General features: G+C 61.7%; 16 protein-coding genes. 11 read left to right on the forward strand and 5 right to left on the reverse strand.

What is annotated here, in order from left to right:
- The first annotated feature begins 98 nt into the window (after positions 1-98).
- From AT984_RS03175 to AT984_RS03225, 11 genes are all read left to right on the forward strand, one after another.
- Positions 99-1736, forward strand: coding sequence for a 3-(methylthio)propionyl-CoA ligase (locus tag AT984_RS03175; RefSeq protein WP_197418315.1), 1638 nt, complete (start codon positions 99-101; stop codon positions 1734-1736).
- A gap of 49 nt (positions 1737-1785) precedes the next feature.
- Positions 1786-3027 carry a branched-chain amino acid ABC transporter substrate-binding protein gene (locus AT984_RS03180; RefSeq protein WP_058718872.1) on the forward strand — a complete coding sequence of 414 codons (1242 nt, stop codon included), beginning with the start codon at positions 1786-1788 and terminating at the stop codon, positions 3025-3027.
- Positions 3028-3252: 225 nt separating this feature from the next.
- Positions 3253-4212 (forward strand): branched-chain amino acid ABC transporter permease, encoded by a 960-nt coding sequence (locus AT984_RS03185; RefSeq protein ID WP_231741701.1) that lies wholly within the window; start codon positions 3253-3255, stop codon positions 4210-4212.
- A 4-nt stretch (positions 4213-4216) separates the two neighbouring features.
- A complete protein-coding gene (locus tag AT984_RS03190) occupies positions 4217-5512 on the forward strand; it encodes a branched-chain amino acid ABC transporter permease (RefSeq protein ID WP_058718874.1) in 1296 nt (431 codons plus the stop codon).
- The gene (locus AT984_RS03195) at positions 5509-6312 is read left to right on the forward strand and encodes an ABC transporter ATP-binding protein (protein WP_231741507.1); all 804 of its coding nucleotides are present in this window, start codon (positions 5509-5511) and stop codon (positions 6310-6312) included. Before AT984_RS03190 ends, AT984_RS03195 begins: the two co-directional genes overlap by 4 nt.
- Positions 6313-6373: 61 nt before the next feature.
- On the forward strand, positions 6374-7084 hold the full coding sequence (locus AT984_RS03200) for an ABC transporter ATP-binding protein (RefSeq protein ID WP_058722056.1): 711 nt from the start codon (positions 6374-6376) through the stop codon (positions 7082-7084).
- A gap of 429 nt (positions 7085-7513) precedes the next feature.
- Positions 7514-8563: an ABC transporter substrate-binding protein gene (locus tag AT984_RS03205; protein WP_058718875.1), complete on the forward strand. Its 1050-nt coding sequence runs from the start codon at positions 7514-7516 to the stop codon at positions 8561-8563.
- Complete coding sequence (locus AT984_RS03210) at positions 8563-9390, forward strand: ABC transporter ATP-binding protein (protein ID WP_058718876.1); 828 nt, start codon at positions 8563-8565, stop codon at positions 9388-9390. Before AT984_RS03205 ends, AT984_RS03210 begins: the two co-directional genes overlap by 1 nt.
- Entirely contained in the window at positions 9387-10169 is a 783-nt protein-coding gene (locus AT984_RS03215) for an ABC transporter permease (protein ID WP_058718877.1), read from the forward strand. The genes AT984_RS03210 and AT984_RS03215 overlap by 4 nt, the downstream gene beginning before the upstream one ends.
- A gap of 56 nt (positions 10170-10225) precedes the next feature.
- Positions 10226-11200, forward strand: coding sequence for a porin (locus AT984_RS03220; RefSeq protein ID WP_058718878.1), 975 nt, complete (start codon positions 10226-10228; stop codon positions 11198-11200).
- 382 nt (positions 11201-11582) lie between these two features.
- Complete coding sequence (locus tag AT984_RS03225; RefSeq protein ID WP_058718879.1) at positions 11583-12584, forward strand: sensor domain-containing diguanylate cyclase; 1002 nt, start codon at positions 11583-11585, stop codon at positions 12582-12584.
- 55 nt (positions 12585-12639) lie between these two features.
- On the opposite strand, the gene AT984_RS03230 is transcribed toward AT984_RS03225, so the two are convergent.
- The 5 genes from AT984_RS03230 to AT984_RS03250 form a co-directional block, all read right to left on the reverse strand.
- Positions 12640-13584, reverse strand: coding sequence for a DMT family transporter (locus tag AT984_RS03230; protein WP_058718880.1), 945 nt, complete (start codon positions 13582-13584; stop codon positions 12640-12642).
- 135 nt (positions 13585-13719) lie between these two features.
- Positions 13720-14169, reverse strand: coding sequence for a hypothetical protein (locus AT984_RS03235; protein WP_058718881.1), 450 nt, complete (start codon positions 14167-14169; stop codon positions 13720-13722).
- A 109-nt stretch (positions 14170-14278) separates the two neighbouring features.
- Positions 14279-14698, reverse strand: coding sequence for a DUF4019 domain-containing protein (locus tag AT984_RS03240; RefSeq protein ID WP_058718882.1), 420 nt, complete (start codon positions 14696-14698; stop codon positions 14279-14281).
- 174 nt (positions 14699-14872) lie between these two features.
- Positions 14873-15100 (reverse strand): hypothetical protein, encoded by a 228-nt coding sequence (locus tag AT984_RS23390; RefSeq protein ID WP_058718883.1) that lies wholly within the window; start codon positions 15098-15100, stop codon positions 14873-14875.
- Positions 15101-16696: 1596 nt separating this feature from the next.
- Complete coding sequence (locus AT984_RS03250) at positions 16697-17998, reverse strand: esterase/lipase family protein (RefSeq protein ID WP_231741508.1); 1302 nt, start codon at positions 17996-17998, stop codon at positions 16697-16699.
- Positions 17999-18086 lie beyond the last annotated feature (88 nt).

Consider the following 18086-nt stretch of genomic DNA (forward strand, 5'->3'; position numbering starts at 1 on the left):
TGCCTTAGTCTGCGCCAAGGTTTGCACAAGAGCGCATCAAGCGACGACAGGGCAGCGCGAGATCGACGACAACATTCAGGAGACAAAACGTGGCTTTGATGGGGCAGATGATGGCAATGCCCTTGCTGATATCTTCGCTGATCAAGCATGCCGCCAGGCATGCCGGCGAGACAGAGATCGTCAGCAAGCGGGTCGAGGGAGATATACATCGCTACACCTGGGCCGCGGCCGAGCGGCGTTCCCGCCAATTGGCACAGGCCTTGGCCCGCTTGGGCTGCGAGCCCGGCGACCGGGTGGCCACGCTGGCCTGGAATGGTTACCGGCACCTGGAGATCTATTACGGCAGCTCGGGCTCGCAGCTGGTGTGCCACACCATCAATCCGCGGCTATTCCCCGAGCAGATCGCCTGGATCGCCAATGATGCGCAAGACCGCATCCTGTGCTTCGACCTCAACTTGCTGCCCCTGGTGGAGAAGCTGGCGCCCGAGCTGAGCAGCGTGCAGCACTTCGTCGTGATGACGGACCGCGCCCACATGCCTGCGCAGACCAGCCTGCCCGGCCTGCTCTGCTATGACGAACTGCTGGACGCCGAAGACGCCTGCTATGTCTGGCCTGAGTTCGACGAGAACACCGCTTGCAGCATCTGCTACACCTCGGGCACGACTGGCCACCCCAAGGGCGCCGTCTACAGCCACCGCTCGACGCTTTTGCACACCTACGCCTCGGCCCTGCCGGATGCGCTGGATTGCTCGGCGCGTGATGTCATCTTGCCGGTGGTGCCGATGTTCCACGTCAACGCCTGGGGTTTGCCCTACAGCTGCGCGCTGATCGGCTGCAAGCTGGTGCTGCCGGGGCCCCATCTCGATGGCAAATCGCTGTACGAATTGTTTGAGTCCGAGAAGGTCAGCTTCAGTGCCGGCGTGCCCACGGTGTGGCTGGGCTTGCTCAATTACGTCAAGGCCAATGCGCTGAAGTTCAGCACCTTCAAGCGCACGGTGATCGGTGGCTCGGCCTGCCCGCCGGCCATGATGAAGACCTTGCAAGACGATTACGGGGTGGAGGTCATTCATGCCTGGGGCATGACCGAGCTGTCACCCATCGGCACGCTGGCCAAGCTCAATACCCGCCAGCTGGAATTGCCCAAAGACCAGCAGCAGCGCTTGCTGGAGAAGCAGGGCAAGGTGGTCTACGGCATCGATATGGCGATTGCCGACGATCAGGGTCGTGCTTTGCCCTGGGATGGCGTGGCCTTCGGCAACCTGCTGGTGCGCGGCCATTGGGTGATCAACCAGTATTACGGCCAGACCGCGACACCGCTGGTGACGCTGGACGGCGAGCCGGGCTGGTTCCCCACCGGGGACGTGGCCACCATTGACCCCGACGGCTTTATGCAGATTACCGACCGCAGCAAGGACGTGATCAAGTCCGGCGGCGAGTGGATCAGCTCGATTGAGTTGGAGAACGTCGCCATGGCTCACCCCGATGTGGCTGAGGCCGCGGTGATTGCCTGCGTCCACCCCAAGTGGGACGAGCGGCCGCTGCTGGTGGTGATTAAAAAGGCCGGCACCGTGTTGACCCGCGAAGGCTTGCTGGCGTTTTTTGACGGCCGCATCCCCAAGTGGCAGGTGCCGGATGACGTGGTTTTTGTGAACGAAATCCCCCACACCGCCACCGGCAAGATTCAAAAACTTGCCCTTCGCCAGCAGTTCAAGGACTACCGCCTGCCCGGAGTCTGACAACACCGTTTTCCCCCTGTTCAAGCCCGAGACAAAAAAGGAGACATCGATGACACAGCCCAAGCATCTCTTGCGCAGCAGCCTGATCGCTAGCTTGCTGGCCGCCTCTGCCTTCGCCGCCCACGCCCAGAAGGGCGAGACGGTGAAGATCGCGCTGATCGACCCGCTCTCGGGTCTGATGGGGCCGGTGGGCCAGAACCAGGCCAAGAGTTTTCAGTTCTTTGCCGAGAAGTTCAATGCCAGCAACCCAGCGGGCGTGAAGTTCGAGATCGTGTCCATTGACAACAAGCTCAGCCCGGTCGAGTCGCTGAATGCCTTGAAGTCCGCCATTGACCAGGGCGTGCGTTACGTCGCCCAAGGCAATGGCTCGGGCGTGGCGCTGGCGCTGATTGACGCGATCAACAAGCACAACGAACGCAACCCCGGCAAAGAGGTGCTGTTCCTCAACCACTCGGCCGTGGACCCGGACCTGACCAATAGCAAATGCAGCTTCTGGCACTTCCGCATGGACGCCGACACCTCCATGAAGATGGAGGCCATCACCACCTTCTTGAAGGATCAGCCGGATGTGAAGAAGGTCTTCCTGCTGAACCAGAACTATGCCCACGGCCACCAAGTGGCCAAGTACGCCAAGGAGTTGCTGGCGAGCAAGCGGCCCGATGTTCAGATCGTTGGTGAAGACCTGCACCCCATCGCTCAGGTGCGCGACTTCGCGCCCTATGTGGCCAAGATCAAGGCCAGCGGCGCCGACACGGTGATCACCGGCAATTGGGGCTCTGACCTGTCGCTGCTGATCAAGGCCGCCAATGAGTCGGGCTACACCGGCAAGTTCTACACCTACTACGCCGGCGTCACCGGCACGCCTTCGGCCATGGGCGCCACGGGTGCCGGCCGGGTCTACCAAGTGGCTTACAACCACTACAACATGGGCGGCCAGATGGGCAAGTGGATGAGCGAGTTCCAGACCCGCTTCAAGGACGACTTCTACACCGGCAGCGTGATCCACATCTACACCTTGCTGGGCTCGGCCATGGCCAAGGCCAAGAGCACCGATCCGGCCAAGGTGGCGCTGGCCATGGAAGGGCTGCGGGTTAATAGCTTTGGTGGCGAGGTCGAGATGCGCAAGACCGACCACCAGCTGCAGCAGCCGCTCTACATCGCGGTCTGGCAGAAGGCCGATGCCAAGTACCCGTACTCGCCTGAGGGCACGGGCTACACCATGGCGCCGGTGAAGACTTTTGAGTCTTATGTGTCCAGCACGCCCACCTCGTGCCAGATGAAGCGGCCTTGAGGTTTTTAGGCTTTCGCTGAGTGCGTGAACCGAGCTGCAGCCTGTGAATCAGGCTGACCGGGAGTAGGGCTGTCCGCCCCACACCCAGCTCGGCACGTTTGCTGCCGCCGGCTCACGCTGCTGTGAGCCGTGCAGGCAGCTTGTCCAACCCATTGCAAAGATCAAGTCTTGGACCAAATCCTCATCAATCTGCTTAACGGCCTGTCCTCCGGGCTGCTGCTGTTCATGCTCAGCTCGGGGCTGACGCTGATCTTCAGCATGATGGGCGTGCTCAATTTCGCCCATGCCAGCTTCTATATGTTGGGGGCCTATATCGCCTACAGCCTCGTGGGCGTGCTGGGCTTTTGGCCGGCGCTCGTCCTAGCACCTTTGCTGGTGGGAGTCTTGGGCGCAGGATTCGAGCGCATGGCACTGCGCCGGGTGCACAAGTTCGGCCATGTGGCGGAGCTGCTCATCACCTTCGGCCTGTCCTATGTGGTGCTGGAGTTGGTGCAGCTGATCTGGGGGCGCTTGGCCGTGCCTTTCGCGCCGCCGGCCGCGCTGCAGGGCTCGGCCTTCACGATTGTTCAGCATCCGCTGCAGGGCCTTTCCCTGGTCTGGGGCGCGGCACCGGCGCAGCTGTGTGCGGGTGCAGCTTGTTCCAACTTCCCGCTGACGCGGCTGTTCATGATGGTCGTGGCGCTGTTGATGTTGCTGGCCCTGTGGCTGCTGCTAACGCGCACCCGCATCGGCCTGGTGATTCAGGCCGCGCTGACGCATCCCGAGATGGTGGAAGCCCTGGGGCACAACGTGCCACGTGTGCTGATGCTGGTCTTCGGCAGTGGTTGCGCCTTGGCGGCGCTGGCCGGCGTGATCGGCGGCATCACCTTTGTGACCGAGCCGAATATGGCGGTCATCGTCGGCTCCATCATCTTTGTGGTGGTGGTGGTGGGCGGGGTGGGGTCTTTAGCGGGGGCTTTTGTCGGCTCTTTGCTGATCGGCTTGCTGCAGACCTTGCCGTTAACGGTGGACGGCTCGCTGGCCAGCTTGTTCACGAGCTGGGGCCTGGCCGTGGGGCCGACGACGTTCGGTTACCCGATTCTGAAACTGAGCATGGCCCAGGTGGCGCCCATCTTGCCGTATCTGCTGATGGTGCTGATCCTGATTTTCCGCCCCAAGGGCCTGCTGGGCACGCGAGACGACTAAAAGCATGGGGACTCATAAACCTTTTCATTTCAAACCGATCAACTTCGGTCGCTGGCTGGTCTGGAGCTTGTACGCCCTGGCCTTGCTGCTGGCGCCCTTGTTGTGGACCAGCGGCCTAGCGCAGACCATGCTCTCGCAGATTGGCATCGCCATCATTGCCTGCCTGGCCTACAACATCTTGCTGGGGCAGGGCGGCATGCTCAGCTTCGGCCATGCGGTGTACAGCGGCCTGGGCGCTTTCCTGACCATCCACTCCCTCAATCTGGTCAGCAGCGGGGCCTGGCAGTTGCCGGTCAGCTTGCTGCCGGTGATTGGCGGCCTGGCCGGCTTGGGCTTCGCGATGCTGTTCGGCTATGTGTCGACCAAGAAGTCGGGCACGCCTTTCGCGATGATCACGCTGGGCATTGGCGAGTTGATCTGGTCCATGTCGCTGATGCTGCCCGAGTTCTTCGGCGGTGAGGGCGGCGTGTCCGGCAATCGGGTGCTGGGCCAGGCGGTGTGGGGTATCAGCTTCGGGCCGCAGATCCAGGTCTACTACCTGATCGCCGTTTACTGCTTTGTTTGCACCGCGGCCATGTTTGCACTCACGCGCACGCCGCTGGGCCGCATGCTCAATGCCGTGCGCGATAACCCCGAGCGCGTCGAGTTCATTGGTTATGACACCCAATGGGTGCGCTTCATGGCCTTCATGATTTCAGGCTTCTTCGCCGGCATCGCGGGCGGCTTGAGTGCGCTGAACTTTGAGATCGTTACCGCTGAAGTCGTCGGCGCGGCGCGCTCAGGCGCCTATCTGCTGTTCACCTTTCTGGGGGGGGCGACCTTCTTCTTCGGCCCCATCATTGGCGCGGTGCTGATGGTGGTGGCGCTGGTGCTGCTGTCGGAGCTGACCAAGGCTTGGCTGCTTTACCTGGGCCTGATCTTTGTCTTCATGGTGATGTATGCGCCGGGCGGCTTTGCCGGGCTCATCATGATGAATCTGCGCGTGGCGGCCTACGGCAAGCTGCGCCGGCTCTGGACGGCCTACCTGGCCCTGGCGGCCACGGCCTTGACCATTCTGGTCGGTGCTGCGGCCATGGTGGAGATGGTTTATCACCGCCAGATGAATGAGGCCATGGGGCCGCAGCTGCGCTTTCTGGGTGCCACGCTGAACAGCGGCCATGTCGATGCCTGGTTTGGTGCCGGTCTGGTGATGCTGCTGGGCCTGGGTTTGTTTGAGCTGACCCGGCGCCAGTTCAAGCGCGAGTGGGATGCCACGCAGGAAGAGATTGAAAAAGAGATCAAGCGGAGGGAAGCGCTTTGAGCACGAACATCCCCACGGCGGGCCATGGCGACCAGGGTGGCCCCTTTGCCCTGGAACTGCTGGACCTGCGCAAGCGCTTTGGCAAGACCGAGATCATTCGCGGTGCACAGCTGCAGGTACGGCCGGGCGAGCGGGTGGCCATCATCGGCCCCAATGGCGCCGGCAAGTCCACCTTGTTCAATCTGATCAGCGGCCGCTTCGCGCCCAGCGGCGGCGAGGTGCGCCTGCATGGCGCACGCATTGACGGCCTCAAGCCCTACGAGATCAATCGCCGCGGCCTGGCGCGCAGCTTTCAGGTCTCGAACCTGTTCATGCGCTTATCGGTGTTTGAGAACATCCGCTGCGCCGTGCTGTGGAGCCTGGGCTACCGCTATGCCTTCTGGAAGTTTCTGGCCGGCTTGGACGACGCCAATGATCGCGCCGAAGAGGTGATGGAGATGATCCGCCTCGACAAGCGCCGCGATGTGCTGGCGATGAACCTGACCTACGCGGAGGCGCGGGCGTTGGAGATCGGCATCACCATTGCCGGCGGCGCCAGCGTGATCTTGCTGGACGAGCCCACCGCCGGCATGAGCAAGAGCGAGACCCAGCGTTTCATCCAGCTGATCCGGGAGGTGACGGTGGGCAAGACCTTGCTGACGGTGGAGCACGATATGGGCGTGGTGTTCGGCCTGGCCGACAAGATCGCCGTGCTGGTCTACGGCGAGGTGATTGCCTTTGACACCCCCGACAAGGTACGCGCCAATGTGCAGGTGCAAGAGGCTTACCTGGGTTCGGTTCTGGCGGAGGCCCACGCATGACAAGGCTCGCTCTCGCATTTCCATATTCACTGCAGCTAGCAGGAGGCGTTTTATGAGCGAGATGGGTCGCGCGCTGCAACTGCAAGACGTGCATGCGTTCTACGGCAAAAGCCATGTGCTGCATGGCGTGACCATGCGGGTCGAGCCGGGCGAGATCGTCAGCTTGCTTGGCCGCAATGGCTCGGGTCGCTCCACCACGGTCAAGACCATCATGGGTCAGGTCGATGCGCAGGGTTCGATCAAGTTTGGCGAGCGCGAGTTGCTGGGCCACAAGGCCTACGAGATCGCCCATTGGGGCCTGGCCTATGTGCCGGAGAACCGCGACATCTTCCCCAAGCTGACGGTGCATCAGAACCTGCTGCTGGGGCAAAAGTCAGGAAGCGCGAAGAAGAAGTCGCGCTGGGGCTTTGAGGATATGTACCGCATGTTCCCGCGTTTGAAAGAGCGCCAGCACACCGAGGCCGGCGTGCTCTCGGGCGGCGAGCAGCAAATGCTCACCCTGTGCCGCAGCCTGATGGGCGACCCCGATCTGATCATGATCGACGAGCCCACCGAAGGCCTGGCGCCCATGATTGTGGAACTGGTGGCCGAGTACCTGAAGGCCTTGCGCGAGCGCGGCATTGCGGTGCTGCTGGTGGAGCAAAAACTGGCGATTGCGCTGGAGATCTCGCAGCGCTGCTATGTGATGGGCCACGGCCGCATCGTCTTCGAAGGCACACCGGCCGAGCTGCGCGGCAATAGCTATGTGCGCAAGGAGTGGCTGGAGGTCTAGCACCTATCCGGCCATAGATGGGATCGGCTGAAGGCCGATCTATTTACAGGGCTGTGTTGCCGAGCCTCGCAATACCGTCGGGTAGCACGGTGGCCTGCGCCTTGCTCGGCACCCCCATGGCGTCGCAGCTTGCCGGACGGCAGGCTTGCAACTCTTGACAGGGCCAGTTCGCCCAGCTTGCCCAAATGCCTGCACGTTCGGCCGGGCGCTGTGAGCGAGCTTCAGGCGTGCGGCCTGACCCCGCCGTGGGGCATGGGCGAAGCGCGCACCCCAGACTGGTGCTTCGGGCGCGGTGTCACGCACATCTGCGTGCGCCGGGCGCCTGCTTGCCTACGCATTTGCCCACACAGACGCACAAGCGCAGGGCGCAGCGCAATGGCACGGAGCTTGCAATCACGGAGTCAACGCCATTTGTTGACCGGAGACTCCATGACTGCCCGCCTCACCCGCCGCCCTTGGCTTCGCAACGCCGCCCTCGGCGTCACCCTCAGCTTGCTGGGCTCGCTGAGTCACGCGCAGACGCCGATCAAGTTCCAGCTCGATTGGCGCTTCGAAGGGCCGTCGGCGCTGTTCCTGCAACCCATCGCCAAAGGCACCTTCAAGGCCGCCGGGCTCGATGTGCAGTTGGACGCCGGCAGCGGCTCCGGCGGGGCGGTGACCCGCGTGGCCTCGGGCTCCTACGACATGGGCTTTGCCGACCTGGCGGCGCTGATGGAGTTCCACGCCAACAATCCCGACGCGCCGAACAAGCCGGTCGCGGTGATGATGGTCTACAACAATACGCCGGCCGCGGTGCTAACTCTGAAGAAGGGCGGCATCAATACGGTCGCCCAGCTGGCCGGCAAGAAGCTGGGCGCGCCGGTGTTCGACGCCGGTCGCAAGGGCTTCCCCATCTTCGCCAAGGCCAACAAGATCGAGGGCATCAGCTGGGTCAGCATGGACCCGCCGCTGCGCGAAACCATGCTGGTGCGCGGCGATGTCGATGCGATCACCGGCTTCTCCTTCACCTCGCTGCTGAACCTGGAAGCGCGTGGCATCAAGGCCGAAGAGGTGAACATCTTTCCCTACCCCGACTATGGCGTGAAGCTGTATGGCAACGCCATCATCGCCAGCCCCAAGCTGATCAAGGAAAAGCCCGAGCTGATCAAGGCCTTCCTGAAGGCCTTCGCCCAGGGCGCCAAGGAGGTGATGGCCGACCCGGATGCGTCCATCGCCTTCGTCAAGCAGCGTGACGGCATCATCAACGAGGCACTGGAGAAGCGCCGTCTGCGCCTGGCCATCGATGCCGTCGTCGCCAGCCCGGACGCCCGTGCCGAAGGCTTCGGCCAAGTGCTGGCCCCGCGTCTGGCCCTGATGGCCAGCCAGGTCTCCGACACCTATGCCACCAAGACGCGGGTGGTGCCCGAGGCGGTGTGGAACGGCAGCTTCCTGCCCAGCAAGGCCGAGTTGGACGTGCTGCCGGCGCTGAAGAAGAAGTGATGACAGACGCCGCTTTCGTCGAATTCAAACGCGTCTGGCTGGCCTATAACGAACAGCTGTGGGCCGAAGGCAAGTTTGCCGTCGAGGACATTTCGCTGACGCTCAAGCGCGGCGAATTCGCCGCCATCGTCGGCCCTTCCGGCTGTGGCAAATCCACCTTCATGAAGCTGGCCACCGGCTTGAAGAAGCCCAGCCGCGGCGAGATCTTCGTTGACGGCCAGCCCGTCACCGGGCCGCTGAAGATCAGCGGCATGGCCTTCCAGGCGGCTTCGCTGCTGCCCTGGCGCACGACGCTGGCGAACGTGATGCTGCCGCTGGAGATCGTTGAGCCGCATCGCAGCCAGCTGCGCAGCAAGAAGGCCGAGTACACCGAGCGTGCCCGTGCCTTGCTGGCCAGCGTAGGCCTGGCCGGCTATGAGGACAAGTTCCCCTGGCAGCTTTCCGGCGGCATGCAGCAACGCGCCAGTATCTGCCGCGCGCTGATCCACGAGCCGCAGTTGTTGCTGCTGGACGAGCCCTTCGGCGCGCTGGACGCCTTCACGCGTGAAGAGCTGTGGTGCGCGCTACGGGACTTGCAGGCCGAGAAGGGCTTCAACGTGATTCTGGTGACGCATGATTTGCGCGAAAGCGTATTCCTGGCCGACACGGTCTATGTGATGAGCAAGAGCCCGGGGCGGCTGCTGCACAGACGTGAGATCGAGTTGCCGCGGCCGCGCGAGTTGGAACTGACCTACACGCCCGAGTTCACCGAGATCGTGCACGAGTTGCGCAGCCATATCGGTGCCCTGCGGCATGTGGGCAAGAGCAGTGCGGAGGTGGCGCAATGACCGGCCGCCGCGAACCCCATCTGCTGTTTCAGCGCTATGCCGCCTGGCTGCTGCTGCTGGCTATCGTGCTGCTGTGGCAGGTGCTGTGCAGCGCGCTGCAGGTCTCGGAATTCATCTTTCCCAGCCCCATGGCCATCGGGCAGGCGGTGGCCGAGCACCACAGCACCATCCTCGGCCATGCCTGGCGCACTTTCTGGGTCACGGTGGCGGGCTTTGGCATCGCCATCGTGGTGGGTGTGCTGCTGGGCTTCCTGATGGGCAGCTCGCAACTGGCTTACCGGGCGATGTATCCGCTGATGACGGGCTTCAACGCGCTGCCCAAGGCGGCCTTCGTGCCCATCTTGGTGGTGTGGTTCGGCATCGGTGTTGGGCCGGCCATCTTGACGGCCTTTTTGATCAGCTTCTTCCCCATCATGGTCAATATCGCCACCGGCCTGGCCACGTTGGAGCCCGAACTGGAGGATGTGTTGCGAGTGCTGGGAGCCAGGCGCTGGGATGTGCTGATCAAGATCGGCCTGCCGCGCTCCATGCCTTACTTCTTCGCCGCGCTGAAGGTGGCGATCACGCTGGCTTTCGTCGGCACCACGGTGTCCGAGATGACCGCCTCGAACGAGGGCATCGGCTACCTGCTGATTTCTGCGGGCGCGTCGATGCAGATGGGCCTGGCTTTCGCCGGCCTGGTGGTCGTCGGCGCGATGGCCATGCTGATGTACGAGCTGTTCGCCGTGCTGGAGCGCCGCTTGACCGGCTGGGCGCACCGCGGTGGCGAGAACCATTGAGCCCGCGTCGCAAATTTTCTGATCTCACCTCCCTCCATAAAAAAGGAACCCATCCGATGAAGACCTCCAACAAGATCGCCGCTGCCGCCGTGCTGGCCCTGCTGGGCGCAGCCGCGCAGGCGCAGTCCAATGTCACGCTCTATGGTTTGATGGACCTGAGCGTCGGCTCCTTCAAAGCCCCAGGCGGCCAGGCGATCATGAAGGCCGAAAGCGGCAGCATGACGACCAGCTACATCGGCTTCTCGGGCCGCGAAGACTTGGGCGGCGGGCTGACGGCCGGCTTCGTGATGGAGAGCTTTCTGCAACCCGACGGCGGCACCGCCGGCCGCTTCAATGGCGATGCCATGTGGGCGCGCAATGCCTTCGCCAGCTTGTCCAGCCAGGAGCTGGGTACCCTCAAAATCGGCCGCAACACCACGCCGCTGTTTGTCAGCACGCTGGTGTTCAACGCCTTCGGCGACTCTTTCGGCTTCTCGCCTGCGATCCGCCACACCTTCACCAGCGGCACCGTCACGGGCGACTCCGGCTGGAGCGACTCGGTGCTTTACGTGGCGCCGAAAATGGGCGGCTTCAGCGGCGGCGTCATCGTCGCTGCCGGTGAGGGCGCGGGTGGCCGCAACTGGGGTGCCAACGCCGGCTACGGCGCCGGTGGCTTCGCAGCCTCGGCCGTCTATCAAAAGGTGGCCAAAGGCGCGTCGGTGGATGACACCGAAACGACGCAGGTAGCGGCCTCCTACGATTTCGGCGTTGCCAAGTTGTTCGGCCAATACAGCGATGTTGAGAACACCACCAGCAAGCGCGACTACAAGCTCGCCAATGTGGGTGTGGCCGTGCCGGTGGGCAGCGGCAAGCTGCTGGCGCAGTACGGCCGTATCTCGGCCTCGGCCGGCGCCGACCGCACGACCGTCACCGTCGGCTACGACTATTCGCTGTCCAAGCGCACCGATGTCTATGCCGCCTACATGAACGACAAGCTAACGGGCTTGAGCAGTGGCGCCAGCTACGGCGCCGGCATCCGCCATCGCTTCTGACGCGCAAGGCCACGGGGCCTATCGGCCGAGTGCGCGGCAATAGCGATGTGCGCAGGGTGTGGCTGGATGTCTAGCCGCGCCTAGCCGGCGCTGGCCGGCGTACGCTTTGCGCACAGTTCGACGCAGTAAGTCTTTGCGACGGCGCAGCGCATCTTCTTGCTTGACGCCTTGATCGGGACCTGGCGGTGCCCGCGCCGCGCACAGCTTTGGCGCTTCCCAGGGCCGACGCGAGCGAAATTTTCCACAGCGACGGCGCCGCCAGCACCCGGCAGGGACGAATGGAAGTCTCGGCTCGCCCTCCGCATGCGCCATACTTTGCTTTGTGCAGTTGACTTTCTCTTTTGAGAATGAGCGCCATGACATTGCAAAGGGAACACAACCCATGAAGATGCCACGGGAACAATTCCTACAGGTGGTCATGGATGCGGCTGACTTGGACGTTTGGGAAAACGAGCTCGTCAGCGGCCGGGTCACCCGAAATGCCACCAAGGTCTATGCAGAACTCGGCTACACCGCGCAAGAGGTGGGCGACGTCATGGACAACATCTTCGCCATCGTTCACCCCGAGGATGTCGACCGGATGAAACACGCGCTCAATGAGCACGCGAGCGGCAAGACGCCCAAATACCAATGCGAATTCAGGATTAAGGCGAAGTCGGGCGCTTGGGTTTGGTACGCCAACAGCGGAAAAATCATCGAGCGAGCGGGCCACCCGGGAGCCAAGCACTTGATCGGCGTCACTTACAACGTCCACGCCCGGCGGCAACAAGAGGAAGAGCTGAAGCGACTGAACCTCGAGTTGTCCGCCCAAAAGGCGCAGCTGGAGCAACTGAACGCCAGCTTGCACCTCATGGCGATGACCGATGCCTTGACCCAACTCCCCAACCGCCGCCTGCTCATCGACCGCGTCAGCCAGGCCCTGCACAACGCCAAGAGAACTCATCAAATCGGCGCGCTCTTGTTTCTGGATGCTGACAATTTCAAAGCCGTCAATGACCAGCACGGTCACGAAGTGGGGGACTTGTTACTGAAGGAAATTGCCTCGCGCCTAAGGTCGGCAGTCAGAGAGGTCGACACGGTGGCGCGAATTTCAGGTGACGAGTTTGTGGTGATGTTGGAAAACCTCGGTACCGATGCCGCAGACGCAGCGCAGAAAACGCGCGCCATTGCCGAGAAGATATTGGAGTGTCTCGCCCAGCCCTATCTGCTGGGTGAGGTTCAGTACACAAGCACGGTCAGCATTGGCGCTACCTTGATGAATGAAGGGCACCAAGGCTTTGATGACCTGTGCCCCGCTGCTGACGCCGCCATGTACGAGGCAAAGAAAGCAGGGCGCAATACGTTTCAGATGTTCGAGCCGTCCATGCCCAGAGGTTCGCTTTAGCCGACGGTTGAGCCCGTCGGGGCGCTGCAAGCTCGCTTGAGTCCGCGCTTCGCAATCAGTGTGTCGGCGCCTTGCCCGCCGCACGCATACCCAGCACGAAGATGCTGAGCAAAAGCAGCACGCCACCGAACCACTGAGTGACGCCGAGCTGCTGGCCGAGCAGCACGGTCGATAAAACGACGGCGGTCAGCGGTTCGAGCAGGGTCGCAACGGTCAAGGCCGTAGGCTTCAAGCGTGCAGCGCCCCAGCTGAAGGCAAGCAGGGCAAGTGCTGCGGTTACAACGCCCAGGTAGAGAAACCAAGCCTGTGGCGGCACATCGCTTGGCCACGTAAGCGGGCGATACAAGCCAAACAAGCCCATGGCAGCGGCAGCCACCACGGTCAGGCAAGCAGTGGCAGGACCAGCACCGAGCGCCACAGATATTCGTCCGCTGATCGTGGAGAAGCCGGCGTAGAGAAGTGCTGAGCCAATGGAAAAGACGACGCCGAGTGCCGCGTCATTGGCCGAGCCACTGCTGCTTGCGTGAGGGCCATGCTGGATGACGATGAGCACCGTGCCGACGATCGCGCCCACAAGCACCAGCAGGAGTTGGAGGTCGGCGCGTTCCTGTCCACGAGCGACCGCGATTACCGTGACGATCACCGGCGGCAGGCAAAGCGCAATCAAAGTCGGCACGGCCGCCCCCATTTGCTCAATGCCGAGAAACCACAGCAGCACATAACCCGCCATGGCGATGCCCGCCATCAGCACGGTTCCCAGCAGCGGGCGCAGCCTGCCCCAAGAGATTTGCCTGCCGAAAACAGCCAGCAGCACCACGGCACCCACAAGAAAACGCCAGAACGAGATATTGGCCGGTGTGAACCCATGCTTCTCGACCAGCAGGTTCACGATCAGCGCGCCAGTGCCCCACAGGACGCCCGCGCCGCAAGCAGCAAGAAAGGCCAAGCCAGTGCTTGACGACTGAGCTGGCGAAACGGACGCGGAAGTGGAAGTGGTCATGGCTTTTTGACGCCTAAGGTTCTAGCGATGCGGCCCAAGGCGACAGGATGCCGGGGGGCGAAAATGAAATGAGGTCTACAAGTTGCCCGGCCCCTGCCAGCCTTGTTGAGCGAGCGGTGGCCAAGTTTGCGGGATTCACCAGCCTGGAAGCTTGAGTGATTGCCCTGGCCCGACTTCCGACCACTGGGCGGTGAGCGTCAAGATGAATTCACGGATCTCTGCGATCTCCCCCACGTGCAGCGGCAAGGGCTTGGACGCACGGGCATCGCAACTCACTGCGTACATGTCCAATATGGCCGCAGGATCGGTGGTCCAGCCCGACCAGCCATCCGCCTGCATCGCTTCGACCAGGCGCTCAACGCTTTCAGCTTCGTCGGATGGCGACATGGTGTAGCCAGGCACTTCACCCTGGACCACCTTCGCCAAGAAGCCGTTCCGGTTCAATACGGACTCCACTGCGTAATGCACCATTTCATGCGGAATGATGCCTTGCTTGGGGCAAACAACAGTCTCTGTGGAGCCATCTGGCCGCGTGATCAGCAGAACGTCCTCACGCCCTGTGCCCTTCTTGAATTCGAATGCCATTGCAGCGACCTAATGCCAAATTTGAATGGTGCCGATGCGGGGTGTGGGAAATGGCCTGCGCTATCACGTTCGAGCTGGCGGAGGTGCACTCGAGTGACTAGTTAGCCCGCTACTTGATGAAATAGCCGGATACTCGCCAAGTACCGTCCTTGCCCTTCATGGGTGTCACGGTTTCGATTGCGGCAGCCTTGTTCTCGAACCTCGTATCAAATTGAACGACGACGTATTCACCGTCCGGCGCGCCTGGGAGCGAAGTAGCGAATACGGCTGACTTCAATGTCCGTGATTTGACCGTACCGAGCGGAACCCGGATAGCTTGCATTGCGCTTTCCCATTTGGGCTTGGCAATCGCGGTTTGAAATGGATCAGCAGCTTGGTCCCAACTCGCTGCAAATTGCCCGGAATCCGCAAGCGCCACCCAGCGAGTAGCCGCCAATTGCGCCTGACCCACAGACGCCGCATCTTGCGCAAACACCGAAACGCCAGGAAGCAGGTTTGCAACCAAGGCGATAGCACTGACGATTTTCATGATGATCTCCGGAGTTGCGGGCTAGACGTTCGAGCTGAGGGGTCGCAGCGAGCTAGCCTCGCGGAGCTAAAAATATACAGGCAGCGTAGCGCGGCCAGCTGGCGGAGGTCCATTCGAGCGACCAGTTAGGCATCGCAATTTCAATCTTGGTTGAGTTCAACCTTCGCTCTACAGTTACGCGTACTTATAGAAGAGAAGGAAGGCAGGCTGAACTGCAAAGAATCCGACGATTGCGTAGTAGGTTCGCTTGCCAATCGTTGAGATCAACCACTGCTTGTCTTTGGTCTTGTGTCCATCAAGTGGGCGCCTCCAAGTTGTATAGGTCAAGAACATAGCCACAAGTAAATCGGCTACAACGATGGCCATCAACACCAGGGTCAGCAGTAACTTCAGTTTGCTCATCAATTCAATTTTCGAAGAATACTTCCAGCCCACAAGTTTCTGCTTTCCGCCAACCTTGTCGTCGAGAATGCTAAAACAGCCTCTCGCGAGTAGCGGTGTAGCCAAGTGATGTCTAACCTTCGAGTTAACCGGACCACCGTAGCGGGTCCGGTAGTTCAACGAGGAATTAGGCGTCACCTTGGTGGCAGGCTGGCGATGCTTGGCGAGGACGAGCGGGCAGTATTGTTGACAATCTCAGCAGTGCGGGAATCTCGTGCTAGCTAACGAACACGAGAGCTTGCCGAAGAAGAAGTGGGAGTCCTGTCAATACGAGGGTCAACACGATGGCCGCGGGAATTGACGCGAAGGCTAGCTTAATCAAGAAAATGACCATGGACCAGAACTTCATCTGGATATCCACGACCACCACAGGTTGCTCGTTCTGCATTCTTTGTCTGCCTTGATGTACGTGAGAGTAGTTCTATTGCGGGTAGGCTATTTCGGGTGAGCCGACCAAGTCGGCCGGAAGCACGAAGACCGGCGATCTCGATGTCTTTGGTGACGCCTAACGTTGAAGCTGAGGGGCCGGAGCCGGCTGGCCGCGGAGCTGAGAATATCCAGGCAGCGTAGCGCGGCCAGCTGGCGTAGGTCCGCTCGAGCGACCGGTTAGGTTTCAATCTTTGCATAGCAAGTTACCGCTGCAAACATGAAGGCGTTCTGAACCACAAGACTGCGCACAAGATTCTTTCCTCTTCCATCTCTGTACTCGCGAGACTCGTAGCTTCCGCTTGCTGAGTTTCGGCCCTCATCACTGAATAAATTGACCATGGTTCCCGATGCATTCTTTCCGTGAAGCCGTAGTGAAATGGTGTGTGACTTTTGGCCCCCTAGTCGGTCGTCGTAAAGATCCGCGACGATCCTTCCCCCTTTGACTTTGAGCTTGGCATCTCCGGTAACCGTGAACCAGCCGGGCTTTGGTTCTGCATACCCTAGAACGAACTTACATGGAATGTCTTGAGCCCAGCCTGAACCGCAAGATGCACTCAGAGCCGCTATGACACAAACCCGTTTGTAGCGAGAGCGCATGTGAAACCTAACTTGGATTTGTGGAGACAACAGTGCCGCATAACTTGGCACCCTGTCTCCATAACATGTCCGATGTGATTAGCCTGCGGGCGGCTTGCAGCTTGAATTTGTGTGGCATTTGCTGTGCGAAACAACCGTATCAAAAAACAGGGAAAACCTCGCCCCGATTCTGAGCTCCATTTCCGGGTGAACTGCTCGGTAGCAACCCATAGGTAGACGGCTTTGTGCATTGGAGATTCGCCTGAGTGATTCGTCCATCGCACCAATGGGGGGAGTTCTGGGCCATGCCCCTCGTCCCCAAAAATGGTGCGGCAAACCTGTCTGCATTGAAGTCGCTACGGCAACTCGAGCAACTTCGCGATCTTGTCTGAGTTCTGCGTTGCTACGGTTTTGGTGCCGAGGGCGCTCATGTGCTCAGGTTGCGCGTGTTCATCAAGCTCTCTGGTGACCGACGCGCGGCTTAAGCGCCACGTTTGCAAACCACGATCCGCCTAGGCAAGCAGTGCAGTCGCGGCGTTAGCCGCAGCGCACTCAGCCTTGCCAGAGCAGCAACTGCTTGGTTACTGCTGGGTCATGCAGCAAGGCCAGATGGCCGGTGCGGAAGGCGATCCATTGCCGCTCAGGCGCGAAGTGCAGGCAGCGTGCCGGGTCCTCGTGTTCGCCCAGGGCGCTGGACAGGGGCACAAGGCCGTCGCCAATCAAACGCTCGGCCAGTGGGCTGCGTTTGGCCGCAGTCGTGGCAGCAATGGCGAAGCAGTCCACGCGGGCGGGGAGGGGCAGGTGTTCGCGCTGATCGGGGCGGCGGGCGAAGCGCTCTTGGCCGTGCCAGTCGGAGTCGAGCAGATTGCCGTAGCGCAGATCGGTGATGCCGGCGCTGCGCAATTGGCCCAGCTTGGCGAAGGGGGCGGAGTGGCTGCTGCTGCCCAGCAACACATCGATCCAATTGCCGGCCCGCTCCAGCGGCGCGCCGTGGTGGGGCGTGCCCAAGAAGTAGACCCGGCTCAGCCGTGCCGGCCACAGCATGCCCTGGCTCAAGGCGCTTTGGTAGGCGCTGCGCAGCAAGAGGCCGCCCATGCTGTGGGCCAGCACTTGCAATTCGTCGATGGCGCGCGGCCAGCGCCGGCACAGCAACTCCAGTTGCGAGGCCAGCAAATGCCCGTTCTGCGAAATGTGCAGGCCGGAGTTGTAGCGCAGGAAAACCGGCGTCATGCCGCCCGCATCGCAAAGCGCCTGGGCATGGCCGCCGTGAAGCTGCTTGTCGCCCGGCGGGCGCCATTGCAAATCATTCATGCACAGGCCGTGCAGCAGCAGCAGAACCTTGCCTTGCACCGCTGCAGCGGCCGGCCAGCTTTGCGGCGCTTCCTGCAAGACCTGACCCTGCCAGCGCAAGCTCATGGGGGTAGCCAGGGTATTGCTGCTGGCTTGTAGGTGGTCGCCCATCACGCCGTTCAGGGCGGCCAGCACAGCCTCGCGCTCGGGGGAACTGACGGGGCCCGCCAGCGACTGCACCAACCAAGGTTCCAGGCCGCGCAACATCATGTCTAGGCCAAGGCCCACCAACTTGGTGCCGCCCTTAACGCTGCGAAACACCAGGCCGCTGATGCCGCTGGCTTGGGGCTGCTCCGGTTTCGCTAGACCCAGACGCCGCCAAACGGACTGGTGCACGCCTTCCACCATCTCGGTGACGCCCAGCGTGGCCTGCACGGCCAGCTGGCTGAGGGCACGCGCATCGCTGGCCTGCCAGTGGCGGGCGATGCTGCTGCGGCGCTGCTTGGGCTTTTGCGTTGGCATGTCCGTGGGCTTGGGCGCGCGTTCCGGCTTGGCTGTGCTCATGCACCATTGTCACTGCAGGGACATCGAATTGTTGGCTTTGCTGCCTAGAATCGAACGAGCGTTCTATTTTTGCTAACGAACAGAGGAT

The organism is Paucibacter sp. KCTC 42545, assembly GCF_001477625.1.
GTDB lineage: Bacteria > Pseudomonadota > Gammaproteobacteria > Burkholderiales > Burkholderiaceae_C > Paucibacter_A.